We start from the raw sequence: 20,778 nt of genomic DNA on the forward strand, positions 1-20,778 counted from the left end.
TCGACGCTGGGGCCGTTGCCGGCCAAGGGGCACGATCCCGCCGCCGCCGCGGCCGCGGATTCTCCGTGCTGCCCGGCGCAGGCCGGTTTCGCTGTACCATCGCGGCTCAACCGCGTCACGACCAGCAGAATCCTTCATGCCCTCCACCGCCCCGCCGCGCCTGTACGGGATGCCCGAACGCAGCGACCGGCTCGACTTCTACATCCGCGACCAGGCGTCGCGCCAGGCGATCACCGAGCCGCACCGGCACGCGTATTTCCAGATCCAGTTCAATCTCGGCGGCGATACCGAGCAACGGATCGGCGGCGTCACACGGCCGTTTCCGCGCGGCGCGCTCGCGTTCGTGCTGCCGCACCGCGAGCACCTGATCCCGCATCCGGAAGGCGCGCACTTCATCGTGATCAACTTCAGCCAGGCGTTCCTGCGCGCCGATCTCGACGTCGATCCGCTCGACCTCGAGGACGTGCCCGCGCACCGCTTTCCCGAGCTGACGCCGTTCCGCTTCCAGGAACACCTCGACTTCATCCTGACCGGCGACGCCTACGACGAAGCGCGCCGCCTCGCGCTGTGCATGCTCGACACCGATCGCGTGCGCACGTTCGGCTCGACCACGCTGCTGCGCGGCTACCTGCTGCAACTGATCGGGCTCGTCTGCACGCAGTATGCAGGCGCGCTCGACAAGCTCGCGCAGCGCGGCGCCCAGCGCGCGGGCCGGCGCGACGCGCTCGCGCGCGTGCTGCGCCACGTGCGCGCCAACCTGACCCGCGAGGATCTGACGCTTGCCGCGACCGCCGAGGCCGCGTTCCTGTCGCCCAACTACCTCGCGCACCTGGTCCGCAAGGAAACCGGCAGCACGTTCACCGATCTCGTGACCGAACGCCGGATCGCGCTCGCGCAGTCGCTGCTGGCCCACACGAGCCGGCGCATCGCGGACATCGCACGCTCGGTCGGCTTCCGCGACGAAGGGTATTTCGCGCGGCGCTTCCGCGCGCGGGTCGGCATGTCGCCGAAGGCGTATCGCGACGCGAACGCCGCGCTGCCGGACGACGACGATACGGCCGCTACCGCCGACGCGTAGTTTTGTCCCGGTAAAACGCAGTTGCGTCGCATCCGGCCGCGCGGGCGTCGGGTATCGTTGCACGCATGCCGGCCCGTGCACCGCACGGGGGCGGCAATCGTCCTTTCACCGAACGAGGCCATCCGATGTCCGCTTATGTCATCGACGCTGCCGAGCGTCCTTCCGTCGAAGTCGACCAGTCGTCCGCGCGCTTTCCGCTGCACCGCGTCTTCTGCGTCGGCCGCAACTACGCCGACCACGCGCGCGAAATGGGCGCCGATCCCGACCGCGAACCGCCGTTCTTCTTCATGAAGCCGGCCGACGCGATCGTCCCGGCCCGCGGGACCGTCCCCTATCCGCCGCTGACGAACGATCTCCACCATGAAATCGAGCTGGTCGTCGCGATCGGCAAGGACGGCCGGTCGATCGATCCGGCCGACGCGCTGTCGCACGTGTGGGGCTACGGCGTCGGCGTCGACCTCACGCGCCGCGACCTGCAGGCCGAAGCGAAGAAACTGAGCCGGCCGTGGGACTGGGCGAAAGGCTTCGACGCATCGGGCCCCGTGACCGCGCTGCGCCCGGCCGCGGCCACCGGTCACCCGGCGACGGGCCGCATCTGGCTCGCGGTCAACGGCGAGCCGCGCCAGCAAGGCGACCTGGCCGACATGATCTGGGCCGTGCCCGACGTGATTGCGTACGTGTCGCGCTCGGTCGAGCTGAAGGCCGGCGACCTGATCTTCACCGGCACGCCGGCGGGTGTCGGCGCGCTGCAGCCGGGCGACCGCGTGACGGGCGGCGTCGACGGTGTCGCGACGTTCGAATTCGTCGTGGGCGCAAAGCCGTAACGCGGCCTGCACGGCGGCCCCCGTTCCGGGGCGCCGTGCGCCGTCGCGATGCCGGTCAGTCGTAGCGGCGCAGGAATGCGTCGGCGACGGCCGGCGGATTCAGCGCTTTCGCCGATTCGTTTTCCAGCGCGTCGGCCGCGTCGTCGTCGCTGATCGACACGAACAGCGTGATCGCCGCCCGGGCTTCGCCCGTGCCGAACAGGCCGTCGCGATCGAGCAGCCGCAATGCCTCGATCATGTCGGCGTGCAATTGCCGCGAAAATTCCGCGAATCTCGACTGCGCGAACTGCGGGCTCAGTACCTCGTCGGCCAGCTTTCCGCAGAGCGCATTGAACGGTGAAGCCTCCGCCGCCGCGTACGCCCATTCGGCAAAACCCCACGTGCACCACGGCGCCGGATCGTCGTCCGCGATCGCCTGTTGCGTGCGCATCCGGCGCAACCCTTCGACCGAATTGGCCGCCGGCACCACCGTCATCGCACCGCTGTCGGTGTAAAGCGCGAACGCGTAGAAATGCTCGTCCGGATGCAACGCCCGCAGCGCCCTGAATGTCGCTCTCGCGGCGTCGGCAATCTCCCGCTGGAAATCAGAAAAGTCGCTCATCACATCCTCGTCCAATCGCCCTTCGCGCGCCGGGAATGCCTTGCGCACGCAGGGATCGTCGTCTGCCGGTATTCGATCGATTGTCCGCCAATCGTCCCCGCCACGGTAGCGGGCCCGTACCCGTACCCGCCGCCACGCGCCCGCGCTCACCGCCCGGCGTCCCGCGCGTCTAACGTCCGCACGCAGACGGCCGCCGCCAACGCAATCGCGGCCGATCCCAGCATCATCGCCAGCGGCGCATAGCCCGCGTTGCCGGCCGTCAGCACCGCGCCGGTCAGCGACGAAAGCGCGGCGCCCCCGGCGATCGTCATCGCGCCGGCCAGCCCCGACGCGCTGCCGGCCAGCTCCGGCCGCACCGAAACCGCGCCGGCATGCGCGGCGGGATTGCTCAGCCCGTTGCCGATGCCGACCAGCACGCACGGCCCAAACCACGCGATCGCGTGCGTCGCGCCGCCGAACAGCAGCGCGAGGGCGATCGACGGCCCCGCGCACGCGACGACGCGCCCGCACAGGATCGTCGTCGCCGGCGCGTAGCGGCGCGCGTAACGCGCGCTCAGGAAGCTGCCGCACACGAAGCCGGCCGTGATGGTGCCCATGTAGAAACCGATTTCCGCCGGCGCGATGCCGAACACCGTTTGCGCGGCGAGCGGCGCGCCGGCCAGGAGCGCATAGAACGAGCCGGTGGAAAACGCCATGCAGAACGCATAGGCCCAGAAGCGGCGCGCACGCAGCAGCGCCGGATACGCGCGAAGCTGCTGCCCGACGCTCGACGACCGGTTCGCATGGGTTTCGACGAGATCGAACGCACACCAGACGAACAGCGCGATGCCCGTCATGCCGAGCAGCCAGAAGATCGCCCGCCAGCCCGTCGTCTGGTCGAGCGCGCCGCCGAGCGTCGGACCGAGCATCGGCGCGAATGCGGCGGCGGTCGCCGCATAGCCGATCCGGCTCGCCGCGCGCGCACCGCCGCCGGTATCCCGGATCGTCGCCATCGACACCGGATAGACCGACGTGATCGCCGCCTGCATCAGCCGGCATGCGAGAAACACGCGAACGTCGGTCGCCATCGCGCAGCCGAGCGAGCCGAGCGCGAACACGCCGACGCTCGCCAGCACGACCGGCCGCCGCCCGAACCGGTCCGACAGCGGCCCCGTCACGAATTCGAGCGATGCGGCCATCGCCGCATAGCCGCCGAGCGACAGCGCGACGAGCGCATAGTCGGCGCGCAGGTCGCGCGCGATCGCCGGCAGCGACGGCAGGAACAGGCTCAGCGGCAACACCGAGCACGCGCACAGCAGGATCAGCGTCGCGAATCGCGGCGACGCCCGTTCGGACACGATCGGCAGGTTCGATGGCAAGCGGATGGCCTCCGCGCACGTGCCGCGCAGCCGTGCGCAATGCAAAAAAAAGCCCCCGAACGAGTCGGGGGCGCATGGGTGCCGGCGTAGTGTCGCTACCGGACCCTGCGCCTCGGGAATACTACGATGAAGTGAGCTGCGTGCATGCCGGATGGCTCCTGATTGCCGGGTTGACTGCGTGCCGTGCTGAACGATACCGGACGATGGTAGGCGGACGATACCGGCCGCGTCAACGCCCTGGGGGGCCGTTCACGCCAATTGCGGGCATGCGAACGAGCGTTGCCGGCTGTCCCACAAGGGGACTTCCTTCGGGCGCGAGCAAGAAGCAAGGAGCGCCGTTCGGCCGAGCCAAACAAGCGACGCGCGACGCAGTAATGCGGCCCGCAACGCACGTTAGCGTGAGCAGACCCTAGCGCGCCCGCACCGACACGAACTTGCGCGCGTTGTTGCGCTGGATCAGCACGGCGATCACGCTGCCGCCGTTCGCTTCGAGCGACGGTACGTCGTCCGGCGTTTCGAGCAGCGTGTCGTTCAGTTCCAGCACGACGTCGCCCGGCAGGATGCCCGCGTTGGCCGCCGGGCCGTGTACCGCGTCCACCATCATCCCGACCGCAAGCCCCGTCGAACGGCGTTCGTCGTCGCTCAACGCGTGCATCGTCAGCCCGAGGCGGTCGCCGCCATCGCTCGCCGCGCCGCCCGGCCGGGGTCGCGCGGCCGCCTTCGGCGCAGCCGGGCCGGCGGCCGGGCCCGCGTTGCCGGCGGCTTCGTCGGCGCCCGTGACGGTCAGCATCACCGGCGCGCGGTTGCGGATCAGCCGCAGCGGCGTCTTCTGGCCGGGCGGCAGCGCGGCGGCCGCATCGTTCAGCTCGGCCGAGCGGCCGATCGTCCTGTCGCCGAGCTTCACGATCACGTCGCCGGGCCTCACGCCGGCCGCGGCGGCCGGCGAGCCGGGGGCGACACCGTTGACGAGCGCGCCCGCCGGACGCGGCAATCCGAACGCCGCGGCCAGCCCGATGCCGACGTCCTGCACGTCGACGCCAATCGCATTGCCCGACGACGACGCGTCCGGCGCCTGCGGTTCCTGCTGCGCCTGCATCTGCTTCTGCAGTTGCGCACGCACCTTTGCGGCAAACGCGATCGGGATCGCGAACGTCATGCTCGCGTAGCGGTCGGTACCCGTATAGACCTGCACCGCGATGCCGATCACGTCGCCCGCTCGATTGAATACGGGGCCGCCCGAGTTGTCGGGGTTCGGCGCGATGTCGGTTTCGAAGAACGGGAACGCGCTGCCGTCCGGCAGCCGGTGCGACGTCGCGCTGACGATGCCGGCCGTGACCGTGTTGCCCGAACCGTCCGGCGCGCCGATCGTCATCACCGGTTCGCCCGCGCGGACTTTCGACGAATCGCCGACGCGCACGAACGGCAGCTTCGTCGCATTGACCCGCAATACGGCCACGTCGCTTTGCGAATCGACGGCCAGCACGGTCGCCTTGAATTCGCGGCGGTCGGTGAGCCGCACGGTCACGTCGCTCGCATCGGCGACCACGTGCGCGGAGGTGAGGATCAGCCCGTCGGCGCTGACGATGAAACCCGAGCCGCTGCCCGATACCGCGCGCGGCGACGTGTCGGGTGCCGGTGCCTGCGGCTGCGCCTGCTGGCCCTGCGCGGGCGGCGGTGCGTCGCGCCGGAAGAACGCGGCGAGCGGATCGTCGGGATCGAGAATCGCGAAGGACGGGCCGCCGGCCTGCTGCTCGGGTGCGGCGGTCATGATGGTCACGACCGCCGGGCCGTAGCGGTCGACGATCGCCGGAAAGTCGACCGGCACCGCATACGGCGCGGCAGCCGTCCGCTGCTTGATCGCATGCGGCGCGACGGGCGGCGAGAGGTTTCCGGCAAGGGCGGCCGGCGCGGGCAGCAAACTGCCGGCAAACACGCCCCCGATCAACGCGGTGCGAAGCACGGCGCGAGCAAGCGTCTGGCGAACCACGGTGCACCTCCCCCGGGAGTCGCAACGCCGACATGCGCGAGACGCGCAGGCGCCCGACAAGCACCGGTACACGCATCCATTTATAGTCCACGCGGCCTGTTCGAACATACGAATCGAAACCCGAATGCCGGGCGGCACGGCAGACGCGGAGCCGCGACGGCGTTCGTTTCGAACAAAGTGCACGGTTCGTCAATCCGCACATCCACCACGCAGCGACACGCGCGCAGGCGGCGCGTCGTTGGCGCCGTCGTTGCGGCCGGTCACCGCGCGTCAGCCTGCCGTGCGTCGTCGACAGGCCGCATGCACGCGCCGGCGCGTCCGTTATCGGCCGGCGTGCGTACGCACGACCGAGCCGGCCCCGGTCAGTGGCACGACAGGATCGCCACGCCGCCCACCCCTTGCGTGTTCTGCAACGCAACCGAGTAACCGACGGCCACCAGCGGCTGGGCCGCGTCATGCCCGACGACGATCGACTGAATCGTCGCGGGTCCGGAGGTGTTCAGCACGCCGTTCAACGGCACTTGCGTGTACGTCAGCGGGTATTGGGCGGAGTTCAGCTTGATCGACAGGTTCAGTGCGGTGAGCATGCGCGTGGCCGGGTCCAGCGTGGCCGAACCCGAAACGAGCGTGCCGTCCGTATCGCCAATGTTGCTCGCCACCGTGTCGGCAATCACCTGGGTACACGCAAGCACACCGCCGGTGGCGGGCAACGACAGCGGCGTACCGACCGCGTAGTGAACGCCTTGCGTATCGGTATAGGTATTGCCGTCGGTATCCATCGCACGATTCCAGCGGCCGATCGCGACGTCGGTGCCGACGCTCTGGATGTCGGTGACGGCACCGTGGTCGAGCCCAAGGCAGTCGGTGGCCGCCGCCGACGATGCAAGCGTCGTAAACGCCCCGCTCGGCTGCTGAACCAGGCTCGCCGCGGGCACATTGGCGGCCGTCATGTTGCGGTTCTTCGCGTATTCGCTCGGCAGATTCGGCACCACGAGCACCGCCAGCTGGCCGTTGTTCGCGGCGACGGGCGGCGCCGAGCCCGAATAGCTGAAGCTGCCGTTCGGGCGACAGGCCGTCTGGACCGACGGCTGTGTCGACGACCCGGGCGGCGGCGCGGCAGGCGACGTGGCCGTCGGCGTCCCGGCCGTATCGGTGTTCGATGCATTGCTTCCCGTCTTGGCCGCGCCGTCATCGCCGCCGCCGCACGCCGTCAACAGCAACGCCGTGCTTGCCACACTCGCCAACCAGACCTGCATTCCCCGCATGACTTGCTCCTGTTCTCTCGTTTTGAAAAATGACTGCGCGACGACGGCATTCGGTGAATGCACGCGAGCGCTTGCCGCCGCAACATTCAACGCAACGCGTTGCTGCCCGACGTATCTGCTTGCGCCATCCTCAGCGCATCGAGCGCCTTGACCAGAAGACACGCACCGATCACGCCGGCCGCGAGCGCGCCGAACCACCACGCGGTCGGCCAGATGGTCAAAAGGCTTTCCCTGGAAAAATCGAACGGCGTGTTCAGCGCGACGATCACGACGGTGGTGTTGTAGCAGGCATGGATCAGGATGCCCGGCAGCAGCGAGCGCGTGGCCGCATACAGTTTCCCGATCAACAATCCGAGCCCGAATGCCAGAACGAACTGATACACGTTCAGGTGGGCGAGACCGAACACCGCGGCCGAATGCGCGATGGCCGTGCCCTCCGGATACTGTCGCAAGAAGCTGCGCAGCATCACGCCGCGAAACAGCATTTCTTCGACTACCGGTGCAATCACGCAGATCAATACGATCAGACCGAGGCCGCCGTTCGTATAAGCATCGCGGGCGTCATATCCGCTTCCGCCCCATGGAAACAATTGCCCGACGCCGACTTCAATCACGCTGATCGCCACCATCAGACCCGGCGTCATCAGCAGGACGGGGAAGAAAAATCGCGCGAGTGTCGAGCGCCAGGAATCGACGCTGTCGTGCAGCAGGCTGCGGTAGGTCAATTTGCCGTGGTGAAGCAGCACGGTAAATACGAGCCCGTTCGCGAGAACGCGGCCGATGCTGGCAATCGCCATCGGTTGAAGCCCGGCGCTTCGGCCGACCGACCAGATGATCGAGTTCATCAGATACTCGACCATGATCAGCACGACGACGATAAAAAATGCTTCCAGCAAATTCGGGAAGCAATAGCGATTTGAATCGGATTTCATCGGGATTGTTATGGTTTTGCGAACGGCTTCCGTGATGATCACGGTCTCGGTTGTCCGCCATCGATCGTCGTGACGACCGGTTTTTATTATTTCTCCGCGCACATTGCCCGCCCGGCCCCGTCCCCTACCGCTCTCCGGCATCCATCCAGTACGGAAACCGTCGATCACGGAATATAAAACCGGGCCGTCGCGAACGACGGCTCAATACTCTTCAATCAGTAACCGTTTGTTACAGCGAATTGATCGTCGCTCATCCCGTTGGTACTGGCAAGCACCATTGACGATTCTTGACGATCAAATCGTTACACGATTCAGCACCAGGAGCGAAGACGGAAACCGACGAATATCATTCCGATTGTTAAAAATTGAATATTCAAACGATTATCTCGATATATTGCCGAGACTAAGCGGCGCGTCGCGCGTCAATGCCCGCCCACCTGCTGCGCGATCGTCGACAGCATCCGCAGCATCGGTTCGAACGCGTCGGCCGACGTATTGCCGAAACCGAGCACGAGCCCGTTGCCCGCCGAAGCCGCATCGATCGAAAACCCCGACAGCGGGAACGGACCGATGCCGTGCGCACGCGCCGCGTCGACGATCGCGCGATCGCGGTAGCGCGCCGGCAACCGCAGCGCGAGATGCAGCCCGCACGGCCCGCCCTCGATCCGGTGCGGCACGCTCAGGTTGCCGTCGAGCGCGGCGAGCAGCAAGCGCCGCCGGTCGCGATACAGCCGGCGCATTCGCCCGAGATGGCGGCCGTATTCGCCCGTCTCGATGAAATCGGCCAGCGCGAGCTGCACGTGGCGAGTGCCGCCGCGCAGCATCTCCGGCAGCACCGGCCGCACCGCGGCCAGCAGCGCGTCGGGCAGCACGAGAAAGCCGATCCGCAGCGCAGGAAACATCGTCTTGCTGAACGAGCCGAGGTAGACGACCGGCGAATCGGGCGCGAGCCCGTGCATCGCGCCGATCGGTTCACCGGTGTGACGGAATTCGCTGTCGTAGTCGTCCTCGATGATCCACGCGCGATGCCGGCGCGCGGCATCGATCAGCGCGAGCCGGCGCGAGATCGACAGCACGGCGCCGGTCGGAAACTGGTTCGACGGGGTCGTATAGACGAGCCGCGGCGTGCGCTCGCGCCAGTCGTCCTCTTCCGCACGCAGCCCTTCCGCGTCGACCGGCATCGGCACGACGTCGAGGTCGGCCGCCTGCATCGCGGTGCGCGCGCCCCGATAGCCGGGCTCCTCCACCCACACCGTATCGCCCGGGTTCGTCAGCAACTGCGCGCACAGCGCAATCGCGCCCTGCGCGCCTTCCGTGATCACGATCTGCTCGGGATCGCAGCGCACGCCGCGCGTCACGGCCAGGTGGCGTGCGATCGATTCGCGCAATCCGGGCTCGCCGAGCGGATCGCCATAGCCGAGCAGGTCGCGGCCGGCGCGGCGCAGCGCGCGGTCGATCGCGTGGCGCCACGCGTCCGCCGGGAAATGCGTCAGCGCGGGCACGCCCGGCCGGAAGCCCTCCGATTCGCCGGTGCCGATGCGGCTCGGACGAATCCGGCCGAGCCGCTGCGCGACGGCCGGCGGGGCGACACGCCGGCGCGGCGGCGCCGGGCGCGACAACCCGACGACCCGCGTGCCGCGCCGGTCGGACTGCAGGAAGCCTTCGGCGACGAGCTGCTCGTAGACGGCGGCCGTCGTGTTGCGCGACACGCCGAGCGTCTCGGCCAGTGCGCGCGTGCCGGGCAGCCGCGTGCCGGCCGGCATCGCGCCGCCGAGAATTGCATCGCGCACGCGGCGCAGCAGCTGGCGCTGCAGCGAAGGCGCGCCCGGCGTGCGCGCCAGCGGCGCATCGAGCGGCAGCAACGGCGCGTCGCCGGGAGGAAAGGCAGTCGTCATCGGAACATCGCAGCTTGAAAGTGTCGGAAGGTGGTGGACGGCCAGTCGTGGACGGCTAGTTGCGCACAGCCGATCACGCACCGCCCGTGGCACCATAAATTTGCCGTTCTCTGGCGCTTCTCATGGTACCTCGCCGAGACTACGATCGTCTGCACGCCGGCATGTCGCCGGCCGCCAACCGAAGCGAGATCGACCTTGTCCACGCTCACCAACGAATTCCAGCAACCCATCGGCCATCCCGTTCCCGAGTGGTCCGCGCGCCCGCGCCCGGAGCGCATCGTGCTCGAAGGCCGCTACTGCCGGCTCGAGCCGCTCGACGCCGAGCGCCACGCGGCCGACCTGTACGCCGCCTACGCCCAGGCGCCGGACGGCAGCGACTGGACCTATCTCGCGCACGGCCCGTACAGCGACGAAGCGAGCTACCGCGACTACGCGCGCACCGCGCAGGCGAGCGCCGATCCGCTGCACTACACGGTGATCGACCGCGCCACGGGCCGCGCGGTCGGCACGCTCGCGCTGATGCGCATCGATCCGGCCAACGGCGTGATCGAGGTCGGCTCCGTCACGTTCTCGCCGCTGCTCAAGCGCACGCCCGTTTCGACCGAAGCTCAGTTCCTGCTGATGAAGTATGCGTTCGACACGCTCGGCTACCGGCGCTACGAATGGAAGTGCGACGACCTGAACCTTCCGTCGCGCAAGGCCGCCGCGCGGCTCGGCTTCCGCTACGAAGGCACGTTCCGGCAGGCGATCATCTATCGCGGCCGCAATCGCGACACCGCATGGTTCTCGATCATCGACGGCGAATGGCCGGATGTCCGTGCCGCGTTCGACGCGTGGCTCGCACCGGAGAACTTCGACGCGCAGGGTGCGCAGCGCCGGTCGCTCACCGCGATCCGCCACGCGCAAGCGAGCGCACGCGACGCGGGCAGCCGCGCGAACGACGCGACGCGCGTCACGGTGCGCCCGCTCGTCGCCGCCGACGAAACCGCGTGGCGCCCGCTGTGGCAGGGTTATCAGAAGTTCTACGACACTGCACTGAGCGACGCGGTGTTCGCGACCACGTGGGCGCGCCTGATGGACCCGGCCGAGCCGATGTTCGTGCTCGGCGCATTCGACGCATCGGGCGCGCTGGTCGGGATCGTGCATTCGATCTACCACCGCTCGTGCTGGACCGAAGGGCCGTACTGCTACCTGCAGGACCTGTACACGGCACCCGACGCACGCGGACAAGGCGCGGGCCGCGCGCTGATCGAGGCCGTGTACGACCATGCGCGCGAAGCCGGCGCGAGCCGCGTGTACTGGCTCACGCACGAAACCAACACGGCCGCGCGCGCGCTGTACGACAAGCTCGCGACCAACGCCGGGTTCATCCAGTACCGGCACGACGTGAAGCCCTGACGCGGCGCAGCTGCCGGCCCGCGTTCAGCCGGGAACGTCGGCCGGCGTGCGCGCGTCGTCTTCCGGCGCGACGTCGCCCACCGCGCCGGTCGCACCCGGCACCGACGCCGGGCGGATCATCTCGTCGCCGTTGGCCGGCACGGGCCGCCGCACCGGCCGGAACACCGGCTCGCCCGGCTCGATCGGCTGCCCCGAGATCGCGCAGCGGCCCGGCTGCAGCGCGACGCGCAAGCGCCAGCGCTGTTCGCCGTAATGGCAACGTCCGCTCTCGACCCAACGCACCAGCAACGCATCGTCGCCGGCTTCCAGCACCGTGACGAACAGTTGCGGGCGCAACGGCGAGACGGCCGCTATCGCGTGCCCGGCAACCGGCCTCCGGCCGATCGTCATGCGCGGATGCGCGACGCCGCCATGCGGCGGCTTCACGTCGGGTTCGCGCCATGCCGGCGCATCGCACGACGGTTCGTCGTCGCAAATCAGGCTTTCCAGGGTGTTGAGCATGCTTGACGGATTTCCGTGCAGGTTGAACGGCGCCGCGCTCAGCGCCGGCCCATCGGTTCGCGCAGCAGCGACAGACCGATCGCCGCGCCGGTGACGGCCGCCGCGAGCATCAGCCCGATGCCGCCCGACCAGCCGAACGCGCCGACGATCGCGCCGATCGCCAGCGGCCCGATCACCTGCCCGAGATAGTTGCCCTGCACGACCCAGCCGATGCTGAGCGGCGCCAGCGACGGCGTCGGCGCCGAGCCCGGCGCGCACGCCAGGATCGTCGCCGGCAGCATCCCCGCGACCGCCGAGAACGCAAAGCCGAGCGCCACCGCGAGCGGTGCGGGCGTAGCCGCGCTGAAGAGCCCTGCGCCGGCCGCGCCGATCGCGACCGACGTCGCGACCATCACGCGCCCCGGCCGCGCGCCGCGCGACAGCAGCCAGCCGGCCGTCAGGTTGCCGATCACGCACGCGGCCACGATCGCCGCGCTGATCAGCCCCGCCGCGCCGACCGCGACGCCGAGGCGCTGCATCAGGAACACCGGCAGGAACGTCATCACCGCGAAGAACTGCACGTTGTAGGTCGCGAAACCCAGCGCGAGCAGCGTGGTCGCGCGCGATGCGAGCACGTCGCGCAGCGCGGGCCCGATGCGCGGCGCGGCGGCCGGCCGCGACGGCGCATCGGCGGACGTCGTCACGGGCACCGCGGCCGCCGCGACGAGCGTCAGCGCCGCGGCGGCGAGCCAGCCGTTGCGCCAGCCGCCGAGCAGCGGCCCGACCAGCATCGACAGCGCCATGCCGGCCGGCATGAACGTGCTCCACAGTCCGAACGCGACGCTGCGCCGCTCGGGCGGCGTCACGCGATTCAGCACGGCCGGCGCGGCAACCACCACGATCACGAAACCGAGCCCCTCGGCGAAGCGCGTGGCCAGCAGCAGCGCGAAGCTGCCGGTCCACGCGCCGGCGACGCTCGACAGCCCGAGGATGACGAGGCCCGCGATCAACAGCCGCCGGTCGCCCCAGCGCCGCACGAGCAGCCCGGCCGCGATGCCGCCGAACACGCCGACGAACGGAAACACCGACATGATCGCGCTCAGCGATGCGAGCGAGCCGCCGAACTCGTGCCTGAGCGACGGCAACGCGATCGTCGCCTTGCCGACGTGCAACGCCGCCGCGATGCTTGCAAACACGACGTTCGCGACGGCGGCCCGGTCGCTGCGCGACGGCAGCGTGGCGGCCTCGGCCGCGACAGGCGATTCGGTCATCTCCCCCTCCGTTGAACCGGCCGCGCGCAACGGGATGCGTCACGCGGCCGCGATCGGACTGGCGCACATGATACAAATTGAAGTTCACTTCAAGTAAAGGGGTAATGTGCGCAACGATCCGTTCCGTCGATCGCGGCAATGGGCCGCCATGCAGCGTGCGGCGTCCTGATCTAAGCTGTCGGCTTCGCCCCGACGACGTTGCATCCGCCCGCATGCCGACCGCCTCCCCCGCCCCCGACGCCCTGCCGCCGCTCGACGCGGCCTGGTCGACCTTTCCACGCCGCAAGGCCGCCGTGCGCACCTTCGTCGCCGGATACTGCGCCGCCCGCGACCGGCGCGATGCACCGCTGCACGACAGCCCGGATGGCCACGTCGTGCAATTCGACGCCGGCATGGGGCGGCCTTTCGAGCACTTCGTGATCGAGGGCGCGCCCGCGCATGGCGACGGCCCGTTCGCCGTCGGCGCGTGGATCACGCGCTACGGCGCCGCACCGCTGCCGCCTGCGCTGCACGGCAGGACCCGCCGCTTGTCGGACGAGCATTTCATGGCCGCCGATATCGGCATGCTGTCCGGCGACGATGCCCTCGCCCGCGCGCTCGCCTGCCACACGCCCGCCGACGTCGATACGTTCAATGCGGATGCGTCGTTCCCGCCGTTCCGGCCGAATCCTGCCGCGTTCCTGTTCGCGCACCGGCTGAACGGGCAGATCGCCGCCGCCGCGCGTTACGGCTTTGCGTCGGCGCGCGATATCGTCGTCGACCGGGTCGGAACGTCGGACGCGTACCGCCGCCGCGGCCTTGCACGGCAACTGCTCGCCGCGATCGTCGCGCACGCCCGGCAACGCGGCGCGCAGCGGGTGTGGCTCGTGTCGACCGAGGCCGGCCTGCCGCTGTACCGTGCCGCCGGATTCACGCTGCTCGCACCGGTCGCGGTCGACGAAGTCGTCGCGTGAACACGCGCGGCGAACCGTACCGGCCAAAGCCGCGCGTCTCACGATTCGTCTCATTGCGCTGAGACGAACGTCCCGGCGTCTCACCCGGTGCGCCGCCCGGCTGCCGCAGCAAACTTCGCACCCCGCTCCCGTCCGCACGTTTCCCGTCAACGAACAGCGAAGTGATGCGTCGCATCATTCACCGCTCGCCGGACTGCCGCCCGGCCCACGCCGGGGAGCTGGCCCCGTTCGTGCATATGGGTCGATCGCGCAATCGCGCGACGGGCGCACCGGCAGCGATGCCTCGCGCCCGACGACAACCTGACGGAGACAGCAACGTGAGTACACCGGCATCGACCCCCGCCCCCAGCATGAAAGCCGCCGTCTGGCACGGCCGCCACGACATCCGCGTCGAACAGGTTCCCGTTCCCGAGCGCCCGCCGGCAGGCTGGGTCACGATTCGCGTGCACTGGTGCGGGATCTGCGGCTCCGACCTGCACGAATACGTCGCGGGCCCCGTCTTCATCCCGGTCGACGCGCCGCATCCGCTGACGGGCCTGAAAGGTCAATGCATCCTCGGCCACGAATTCAGCGGCGAAATTGCCGAACTCGGTGCCGGCGTGACGGGCTTCGCGGTCGGCGAGCGCGTGACCGCCGACGCATGCCAGCATTGCGGCACGTGCTGGTATTGCAGGCACGGGCTGTACAACATCTGCGAGAACCTCGCGTTCACCGGACTGATGAACAACGGCGCGTTCGCCGAATACGTGAACGTGCCGGCCGAGCTGCTGTACAAGCTGCCCGACGACTTCCCGACCGAGGCCGGCGCGCTGATCGAGCCGCTCGCGGTCGGGCTGCATGCGGTCAAGAAGGCCGGCAACATCGTCGGGCAGACCGTCGTCGTGGTCGGCGCGGGCACGATCGGCCTGTGCACGATCATGTGCGCGAAGGCCGCGGGCGCCGGCCGCGTGATCGCGCTGGAAATGTCGGCCGCGCGCAAGCAGAAGGCGCTGGAAGTCGGCGCGAGCGTCGTCATCGATCCGAAGACCTGCGACGCGATCGCGGAAGTCAGGGCACTGACCGGCGGCTACGGCGCCGACGTGTCGTTCGAGTGCATCGGGCACACGGCCACCGCGAAGCTCGCGATCGACGTGATCCGCAAGGCCGGCAAGTCGGTGATGGTCGGCATCTTCGAGGAGCCCGCGCCGTTCAACTTCTTCGACATCGTGTCGACCGAAAAGGAAGTGATCGGCTCGCTCGCGTACAACGGCGAATTCGCGGACGTGATCCGCTTCATCGCCGACGGCCGCATCGACGTGCAGCCGCTCATCACCGGGCGCATCGCACTCGGCGACATCGTCTCGCACGGCTTCGAGGAACTGGTCAACCACAAGGACCGGAACGTGAAGATCATCGTTCAGCCTGCCACCGCCTGACCGCGCGCGCGGCCGCGGCAGCAATTAACGCCGCGGCACGCCGGCCGCCGAGTCGACCCAAAGCGCCGCCTGTATACGGGCGGCGCGCCTGCCTGCCCTTACCCTCCAGCACCCTCCCCGCTGCCGTCGTTCGATGCAAGTTCGATGCCGCGCGACGTCGCGGACGCGATTCGGACACGACGACCGAAAACATTCGCAATCCGAATCATCCTTCGTAACGCATCGCAGATCCGTCCTATCCGCGATCAGGGTTTCTCCGGATCGATCGCGATGCGTGCACTGTCGACATTGCTCCGATGCAAGGTGATCCTGTGCAACGCGCGCCCACCTCCGGCCGTGATCGCCGCCCCGCCAAGGCGCCCCGCCATGGCCTCACGGAATCTGACAACGTCACGACGCCGACAGGCCGAGAATACGGGCCCACCGGGATAGCTTGCAAACATGGTATGTCATGAATCGTTCATTCTCGTTTCGCCTGGACCCCGCCTGCAACGTTCGATCGCTGACGATCCAGCAGAAGACGCATATCGGCTTCGCACTCGTCACGACGCTGCTGGCGTTGCTGTGCGGCACGATCATCTGGGGGAGCGTCCGGCAATACCGGCACGAGGACGCCGACCTGCAGCGCTTCGACTTCGTCCGCTGCGCGATCAGCGCCGCCAACGTGATCTCGGCCGAACGCGGCCCGACGAACGACCTGCTGGTCCGGTCGCAGGACGACGGCGCGACCGAGGCCCGCACGCTGTCCGCCGCGCGCGCGCGTTCCGACCGGGCGCTCGCACGGTTTCGCGCCGGCATCGCGCAGACGAGCGTGCTCGACGATCGCGAACGCAGCAACCTGCTGCATGCACTCGACGCGATCCGGATCGCGCTCGCCGCTGCGCGCGCGGAAGTCGATGCGCTCGATGCGCGGCCGCTCGCATCACGCACCGTGCACGATATCCAGCACGCGCAGGCGCGCCTGTTCCGGATCGTCGACACGCTGTCGCCGTTGATCGACGGCGCCATCTCCGATACCGCGACGGACGACCCACGCACGTCGGGTGCGATCCTGCTCGCGCGGCTCCTCGGCGATCTGCGCGAATACGCGGGCCGCACGGGTTCGCTGCTCATCGCGCCGATGTTCGCGCGCCAGCCGCTCGAGCGCACGCAGTTCGCGGACATCATGCGCATGCGCGGGCGCATCGAGCAATTGCGCGCGCTGATCGACGGCGCGATCGGCACGCGGCTCGACGATCCCGACGTGGCGCGCGACTATGCGCAGTTGAATACCGCATTCGACGCGCACATCCTGCCGCTCGTCGACGCGACCGTCGCCGACGGCCGCAACGGCGCCTATGCGATGAGCGCGGCCGGGCTGTCCCGCGCGATCGTGCCGTATTTCCGGCCGAGCGAGCGGCTGCGCGACCGCGTGATCGCCGTTGCCCGGCACCGGGCGACCGCCGAGCGCGATGCCGCCCGGATCATGGTCGGCGTGTCGGCGTTCGCGACGGCACTGTGCATCGCGATCCTGGTTTCGCTCGCGCGCGGCCTGCAGCGGCTGCTGTCGAAGCCGCTCGACATGCTGGGCCGCCGGATCGTCGCGCTCAGCGACGGCGATACGTCGCACGTCGCGATGCCGCGCGGCATCGGCCCCGAGATCACGCGAATCCACGACGCGCTGGAAACGTTGCGCCACGCGACCGTGCGCCGCGACATGCTCGAGCGCCAGCGCAACGACATGCTGACGCTGTTTTCGCACGACATGCGCGCCCCGCTGACCTCGCTGATCATCCTGATCGACACGCAGGCGCGGCGGGCGGCCGATGCACCGGTGAAGCAGCAGTTCGCGAGAATCGGCAAGCTCGCACGGCACACGCTGGCGATGGCCGACGGCTTCGCGCAGCTCTCGCGGGCCGAGGCCGGCGAATACGAGCGCGTGCCGGTGAACCTCGCCGACCTGATGAACGAGGCGCGCGATGCGGTGTGGCCGCTCGCGCACCGGAAATCCATGTCGATCGACGACGTGCCGCGGCGCGACGACACGATCGTGCTGGGCGATCCGGCGTTGCTGTCGAGGGCGCTGATCAACCTGCTGGACAACGCGATCAAGTACAGCGCACCGCTGACGAGCGTCGAATGCCGGGTCGAGCCGGACGCCGGCGGCAAGACCGTGCGCTGCACGATCCGCGACAGCGGGTGCGGAATCGACAGCGCGGACCAGACGCGACTGTTCGAGCGCTACCGGCGCTTTCGCACCGTCGGCCAGCCGGAAACCAGCGGCGTCGGGCTCGGCATGGCGTTCGTCAAGACTGTCGTCGAGCGGCACGAAGGCCAGATTCACGTGCACAGCGTCGTGCTGCAGGGCACCACGGTTACGATCACGCTGCCAGCTGCCGCGGCCCCGTGACGACGGCAACGACGCTGCCTGCCATAGCGGCCAATACCCGACGACCGATGCGGTGCCGCAGCAGCGGCCGCCCGATTCTTCGATATACTGGACCGAACCCTTTTCGGGGCAACCGGGGGCCAACCGCGCCCCTTGCCCGTTCGCCCCCACCTGCGTGGAATTGCGTACCGTGAAACCGCGAGCCGGACTGATACTCGAACTCTTCGTCAACCTGGTGCTGCCCTGGGTCGCCTACCGGGCCGTACAGCCCCATTTCGGCGAAACCGGCGCGCTGTACGCGTCGGCGGTCCCGCCGATCATCTGGTCGATCGTCGAATTCATCCGCTCGCGCCGCGTCGATGCGGTGGCGGCCATCGTGCTGCTCGGCATCGCGCTGTCGATCGTCGGGATGGCGCTCGGCGGCAGCCCGCGCACGCTGCTGATGCGCGAATCGCTCGCGTCGGGCACGATCGGCGTCGTGTTCCTGCTGTCGCTGTTCCGCGAACGCCCGCTGATCTTCTATCTCGCCCGCGCTACCGTGGCCCGCGAGATGGACGGCGGCGCCGCGCACTTCGAAGCGGTCTGGAACGCGCAGCCGGGGCTGCGGCGGATGCTGCGGCGGATGACCTTCGTCTGGGGCGCGTTCATGACGCTGGAAATGCTGGTGCGCTGCTGGATGGTCGTGACCTGGCCGGTCGAACGCGTGCTGGTCGTGTCGCCGGTCATGGGCTATACCGTGTTCGGCTGCCTGCTGCTGTGGACGTTCTGGTACCGGCGGCGGATGCGCGAGCGCAACAGCGTCCACATTCCGGGGCGCGACGGCGTCACCGAAACGGCCGGCCGCTGACCGCATCGGGCCGGTATCGCAGGACGCTCCTGTATGATGCGCGGCGTCTCGTCCGACGAATGCCGCCCCTGTCATGTCCCTTTCGCTCCTCCCATCCGCCACGATCTGGCTCGCGCTGTTCGCGGCCGCCGCGTTCGCGTGGCATCGCCCGCAGCACGGCCTGAGCGTCGGCCTCGCCGCACTCGGCTATGCGTGCGCACTGGCGTTCGGCAAGCTCGCGCCGTTCGCGCTGGCGCCGCTCGGGTTGCTGGCCGCGGCTGCGTGGGGCGTGATGCCCGAGCGAGCGCGCGCGGTGCGCATCGCCGCGCACGTCGTCTTTGCCGCGCTCGCGATCGCGCTCAGCCTGCATCTGATTCCCGGCTTCCACAATCCGCGCGTGATCGGGCCGACGCGCTTCACGCCGGATGCCGTGCCGTTCACGATGTACCTGAATCTGGACAAGCCGCTCGTCGGCCTGTGGCTGGTGTGGGTGCTGCCGTGGGTCGCCCCCGACGTCCCGCTGTCACGCGCGCTGCGCACCGGCGCCGTGGCCGCGGTCGCCACGGCGGCCGCGTGCCTGGCCGGCGCGCTCGCGTTCGGGATGGTCGGCTGGGCGCCCAAGTGGCCGCCGTCGGGCTGGCTGTGGCTCGTGAACAACCTGCTGCTCGTGACGTTCGCCGAGGAAGCGCTGTTCCGCGGCTATGTGCAGGGCGGGCTGACGCGCATGCTGCGCGCGTTCGCGTGGGGGCCGTGGGTCGCGCTCGCGATCGGCGCGCTGCTGTTCGGCGCCGCGCATGCGGCCGCCGGCTGGCAATGGATCGTGCTCGGCACGGTGGCCGGTGTCGGCTACGGCCTCGCGTGGCGGCGCGGCGGCCTGCTCGCATCCGCGCTTGCGCACGCGGGGCTGAACGTCGTTCACTTCGGGCTGTTCACCTACCCGATGCTCGCCGCCGCGCGCTGACGGCCGCGCGGCGCGCCCGCTCAGTCGAGCCCGGCGACCGCGTGCGGCACGTACGGGCGTTCGAGCGTCGCGATTTCGTCGTCGGTGAGTTTCAGTTCGAGCGCGGCCAGCGCGTCGTCCAGTTGCGGCGTCTTCGAAATGCCGACGATCGGCGCGGTGACGCCGCGCTTCTGCGCAACCCACGCGAGCGCGACCTGTGCGCGCGGGACGTTGCGTGCGGCCGCGATCGTCGCGACGGCATCGATGATCGCCTTGTCCGATTCCGCGGTCGCGTCGTAAAGCCGCTGGCCGACCGCGTCGCTCTGCTGCCGCCCGGTCGATTCGTCCCAGTTGCGCGTGAGGCGGCCCCGGGCGAGCGGGCTCCACGGAATCACCGCGATCCCTTCGTCTTCGCACAGCGGCAGCATTTCCCGCTCCTCTTCCCGATACAGCAGGTTCAGGTGGTTCTGCATGCTGACGAAGCGGGTCCAGCCGTGCTGCTTCGACGTGTGCAGCGCCTTCGCGAACTGCCACGCGTACATCGACGACGCGCCGATATGGCGCGCCTTGCCGGCCTTCACGACGTCGTGCAGCGCCTCGAGCGTCTCCTCGAGCGGCGTGCCGTAGTCCCAGCGGTGGATCTGGTACAGATCGACGTAGTCGGTGCCGAGCCGTTTCAGGCTCTGGTCGATGTCGGTCATGATCGCCTTGCGCGACAGCCCCGCGCCGTTCGGCCCCGGCCGCATCCGGTAGAACACCTTGGTGGCGATCACGATCTCGTCGCGCTTCGCGAAATCGCGCAGCGCGCGGCCGACGATCTCCTCCGACGTGCCGTCCGAATACATGTTCGCGGTATCGAAGAAGTTGATGCCGGCTTCGACCGCCCGCTGGATGATCGGGCGGCTCTCCGCCTCCGGCAGCGTCCACGGATGCGTGCCGCGCGACGGCTCGCCGAACGTCATGCAACCCAGCACCAGCCTGGACACTTCCAGCCCTGTCGATCCGAATTTCACGTATTCCATTGCACGCCTCGCCATTGAAGTTGAGCTGACGGCCGGATGCGCGCCGCGCATCCGCCGGACCGTCGCATGGTATCGCGGGCGGCAAAAAGACGTGCGGCGTCGCCGCAGGGTACGAAGGGTATGCAGGGAGCGCGTCGGTGCGAACGCGCGTGCGGCACCGGCTGC

General features: G+C 69.2%; 17 protein-coding genes. 8 read left to right on the plus strand and 9 right to left on the minus strand.

All coding sequences use genetic code 11. The annotated features are described in order from the left end of the window. The first annotated feature begins 136 nt into the window (after positions 1 to 136). Both WJ16_RS27240 and WJ16_RS27245 read left to right on the plus strand, forming a co-directional pair. Positions 137 to 1,078, plus strand: coding sequence for a helix-turn-helix transcriptional regulator (locus WJ16_RS27240; protein ID WP_069260126.1), 942 nt, complete (start codon positions 137 to 139; stop codon positions 1,076 to 1,078). A gap of 125 nt (positions 1,079 to 1,203) precedes the next feature. Beyond that, positions 1,204 to 1,902, plus strand: a complete 699-nt coding sequence (locus WJ16_RS27245) for a fumarylacetoacetate hydrolase family protein (protein ID WP_069260127.1) — start codon at positions 1,204 to 1,206, stop codon at positions 1,900 to 1,902. Between the two features lie 55 nt (positions 1,903 to 1,957). Here the strand turns inward: WJ16_RS27245 and WJ16_RS27250 are convergent, their stop codons facing one another. The 6 genes from WJ16_RS27250 to pdxR all read right to left on the minus strand — a co-directional run bounded on the left by WJ16_RS27250 (position 1,958) and on the right by pdxR (position 9,940). Further along, positions 1,958 to 2,653: a DUF4303 domain-containing protein gene (locus tag WJ16_RS27250; protein WP_236858338.1), complete on the minus strand. Its 696-nt coding sequence runs from the start codon at positions 2,651 to 2,653 to the stop codon at positions 1,958 to 1,960. Then, positions 2,650 to 3,861, minus strand: a complete 1,212-nt coding sequence (locus WJ16_RS27255; RefSeq protein ID WP_069261164.1) for an MFS transporter — start codon at positions 3,859 to 3,861, stop codon at positions 2,650 to 2,652. The genes WJ16_RS27250 and WJ16_RS27255 overlap by 4 nt, the downstream gene beginning before the upstream one ends. 409 nt (positions 3,862 to 4,270) lie before the next feature. Then, positions 4,271 to 5,848, minus strand: a complete 1,578-nt coding sequence (locus tag WJ16_RS27260) for a trypsin-like peptidase domain-containing protein (RefSeq protein WP_069260128.1) — start codon at positions 5,846 to 5,848, stop codon at positions 4,271 to 4,273. Between the two features lie 362 nt (positions 5,849 to 6,210). Continuing rightward, positions 6,211 to 7,113, minus strand: a complete 903-nt coding sequence (locus tag WJ16_RS27265) for a hypothetical protein (RefSeq protein ID WP_069260129.1) — start codon at positions 7,111 to 7,113, stop codon at positions 6,211 to 6,213. An 86-nt stretch (positions 7,114 to 7,199) separates the two neighbouring features. After that, positions 7,200 to 8,045, minus strand: coding sequence for a CPBP family intramembrane glutamic endopeptidase (locus WJ16_RS27270; protein WP_069260130.1), 846 nt, complete (start codon positions 8,043 to 8,045; stop codon positions 7,200 to 7,202). Between the two features lie 422 nt (positions 8,046 to 8,467). Then, complete coding sequence (pdxR, locus tag WJ16_RS27275; RefSeq protein WP_069260131.1) at positions 8,468 to 9,940, minus strand: MocR-like pyridoxine biosynthesis transcription factor PdxR; 1,473 nt, start codon at positions 9,938 to 9,940, stop codon at positions 8,468 to 8,470. 195 nt (positions 9,941 to 10,135) lie between these two features. On the opposite strand from pdxR, the gene WJ16_RS27280 reads away from it, so the two are divergent. Next, positions 10,136 to 11,338, plus strand: a complete 1,203-nt coding sequence (locus WJ16_RS27280) for a GNAT family N-acetyltransferase (protein ID WP_069260132.1) — start codon at positions 10,136 to 10,138, stop codon at positions 11,336 to 11,338. Between the two features lie 24 nt (positions 11,339 to 11,362). On the opposite strand, the gene WJ16_RS27285 is transcribed toward WJ16_RS27280, so the two are convergent. Then, positions 11,363 to 11,839 carry a DUF3331 domain-containing protein gene (locus WJ16_RS27285; RefSeq protein ID WP_069260133.1) on the minus strand — a complete coding sequence of 159 codons (477 nt, stop codon included), beginning with the start codon at positions 11,837 to 11,839 and terminating at the stop codon, positions 11,363 to 11,365. A 38-nt stretch (positions 11,840 to 11,877) separates the two neighbouring features. Continuing rightward, complete coding sequence (locus WJ16_RS27290) at positions 11,878 to 13,089, minus strand: MFS transporter (protein WP_069260134.1); 1,212 nt, start codon at positions 13,087 to 13,089, stop codon at positions 11,878 to 11,880. Positions 13,090 to 13,301: 212 nt separating this feature from the next. Between WJ16_RS27290 and WJ16_RS27295 the strand changes: the two genes are divergently transcribed. From WJ16_RS27295 to WJ16_RS27315, 5 genes are all read left to right on the plus strand, one after another. Further along, positions 13,302 to 14,042 carry a GNAT family N-acetyltransferase gene (locus tag WJ16_RS27295; RefSeq protein ID WP_069260135.1) on the plus strand — a complete coding sequence of 247 codons (741 nt, stop codon included), beginning with the start codon at positions 13,302 to 13,304 and terminating at the stop codon, positions 14,040 to 14,042. A 350-nt stretch (positions 14,043 to 14,392) separates the two neighbouring features. Then, a complete protein-coding gene (locus tag WJ16_RS27300; RefSeq protein ID WP_069260136.1) occupies positions 14,393 to 15,457 on the plus strand; it encodes a 2,3-butanediol dehydrogenase in 1,065 nt (354 codons plus the stop codon). Positions 15,458 to 15,908: 451 nt separating this feature from the next. Continuing rightward, the gene (locus WJ16_RS27305; RefSeq protein WP_069260137.1) at positions 15,909 to 17,846 is read left to right on the plus strand and encodes a sensor histidine kinase; all 1,938 of its coding nucleotides are present in this window, start codon (positions 15,909 to 15,911) and stop codon (positions 17,844 to 17,846) included. A 169-nt stretch (positions 17,847 to 18,015) separates the two neighbouring features. Further along, complete coding sequence (locus tag WJ16_RS27310; RefSeq protein WP_069261165.1) at positions 18,016 to 18,672, plus strand: VC0807 family protein; 657 nt, start codon at positions 18,016 to 18,018, stop codon at positions 18,670 to 18,672. 73 nt (positions 18,673 to 18,745) lie between these two features. Beyond that, the gene (locus WJ16_RS27315; RefSeq protein WP_069260138.1) at positions 18,746 to 19,612 is read left to right on the plus strand and encodes a CPBP family intramembrane glutamic endopeptidase; all 867 of its coding nucleotides are present in this window, start codon (positions 18,746 to 18,748) and stop codon (positions 19,610 to 19,612) included. Between the two features lie 20 nt (positions 19,613 to 19,632). Here the strand turns inward: WJ16_RS27315 and WJ16_RS27320 are convergent, their stop codons facing one another. After that, complete coding sequence (locus tag WJ16_RS27320) at positions 19,633 to 20,613, minus strand: aldo/keto reductase (protein ID WP_069260139.1); 981 nt, start codon at positions 20,611 to 20,613, stop codon at positions 19,633 to 19,635. Positions 20,614 to 20,778 lie beyond the last annotated feature (165 nt).

The sequence above is a fragment of the Burkholderia metallica genome (assembly GCF_001718555.1).
Classification (GTDB): domain Bacteria; phylum Pseudomonadota; class Gammaproteobacteria; order Burkholderiales; family Burkholderiaceae; genus Burkholderia; species Burkholderia metallica.

What these genes read in the sequence shown, in the direction of transcription:
- WJ16_RS27265 (WP_069260129.1), bottom strand. Translation starts at nt 7,113, where the DNA reads ATGCGGGGAATGCAGGTCTGGTTGGCGAGTGTGGCAAGCACGGCGTTG.
- WJ16_RS27270 (WP_069260130.1), bottom strand. Translation starts at nt 8,045, where the DNA reads ATGAAATCCGATTCAAATCGCTATTGCTTCCCGAATTTGCTGGAAGCA.
- WJ16_RS27300 (WP_069260136.1), top strand. Translation starts at nt 14,393, where the DNA reads ATGAAAGCCGCCGTCTGGCACGGCCGCCACGACATCCGCGTCGAACAG.
- pdxR (WP_069260131.1), bottom strand. Translation starts at nt 9,940, where the DNA reads ATGACGACTGCCTTTCCTCCCGGCGACGCGCCGTTGCTGCCGCTCGAT.
- WJ16_RS27295 (WP_069260135.1), top strand. Translation starts at nt 13,302, where the DNA reads ATGCCGACCGCCTCCCCCGCCCCCGACGCCCTGCCGCCGCTCGACGCG.
- WJ16_RS27315 (WP_069260138.1), top strand. Translation starts at nt 18,746, where the DNA reads ATGTCCCTTTCGCTCCTCCCATCCGCCACGATCTGGCTCGCGCTGTTC.
- WJ16_RS27245 (WP_069260127.1), top strand. Translation starts at nt 1,204, where the DNA reads ATGTCCGCTTATGTCATCGACGCTGCCGAGCGTCCTTCCGTCGAAGTC.
- WJ16_RS27290 (WP_069260134.1), bottom strand. Translation starts at nt 13,089, where the DNA reads ATGACCGAATCGCCTGTCGCGGCCGAGGCCGCCACGCTGCCGTCGCGC.
- WJ16_RS27240 (WP_069260126.1), top strand. Translation starts at nt 137, where the DNA reads ATGCCCTCCACCGCCCCGCCGCGCCTGTACGGGATGCCCGAACGCAGC.
- WJ16_RS27285 (WP_069260133.1), bottom strand. Translation starts at nt 11,839, where the DNA reads ATGCTCAACACCCTGGAAAGCCTGATTTGCGACGACGAACCGTCGTGC.
- WJ16_RS27305 (WP_069260137.1), top strand. Translation starts at nt 15,909, where the DNA reads ATGAATCGTTCATTCTCGTTTCGCCTGGACCCCGCCTGCAACGTTCGA.
- WJ16_RS27320 (WP_069260139.1), bottom strand. Translation starts at nt 20,613, where the DNA reads ATGGAATACGTGAAATTCGGATCGACAGGGCTGGAAGTGTCCAGGCTG.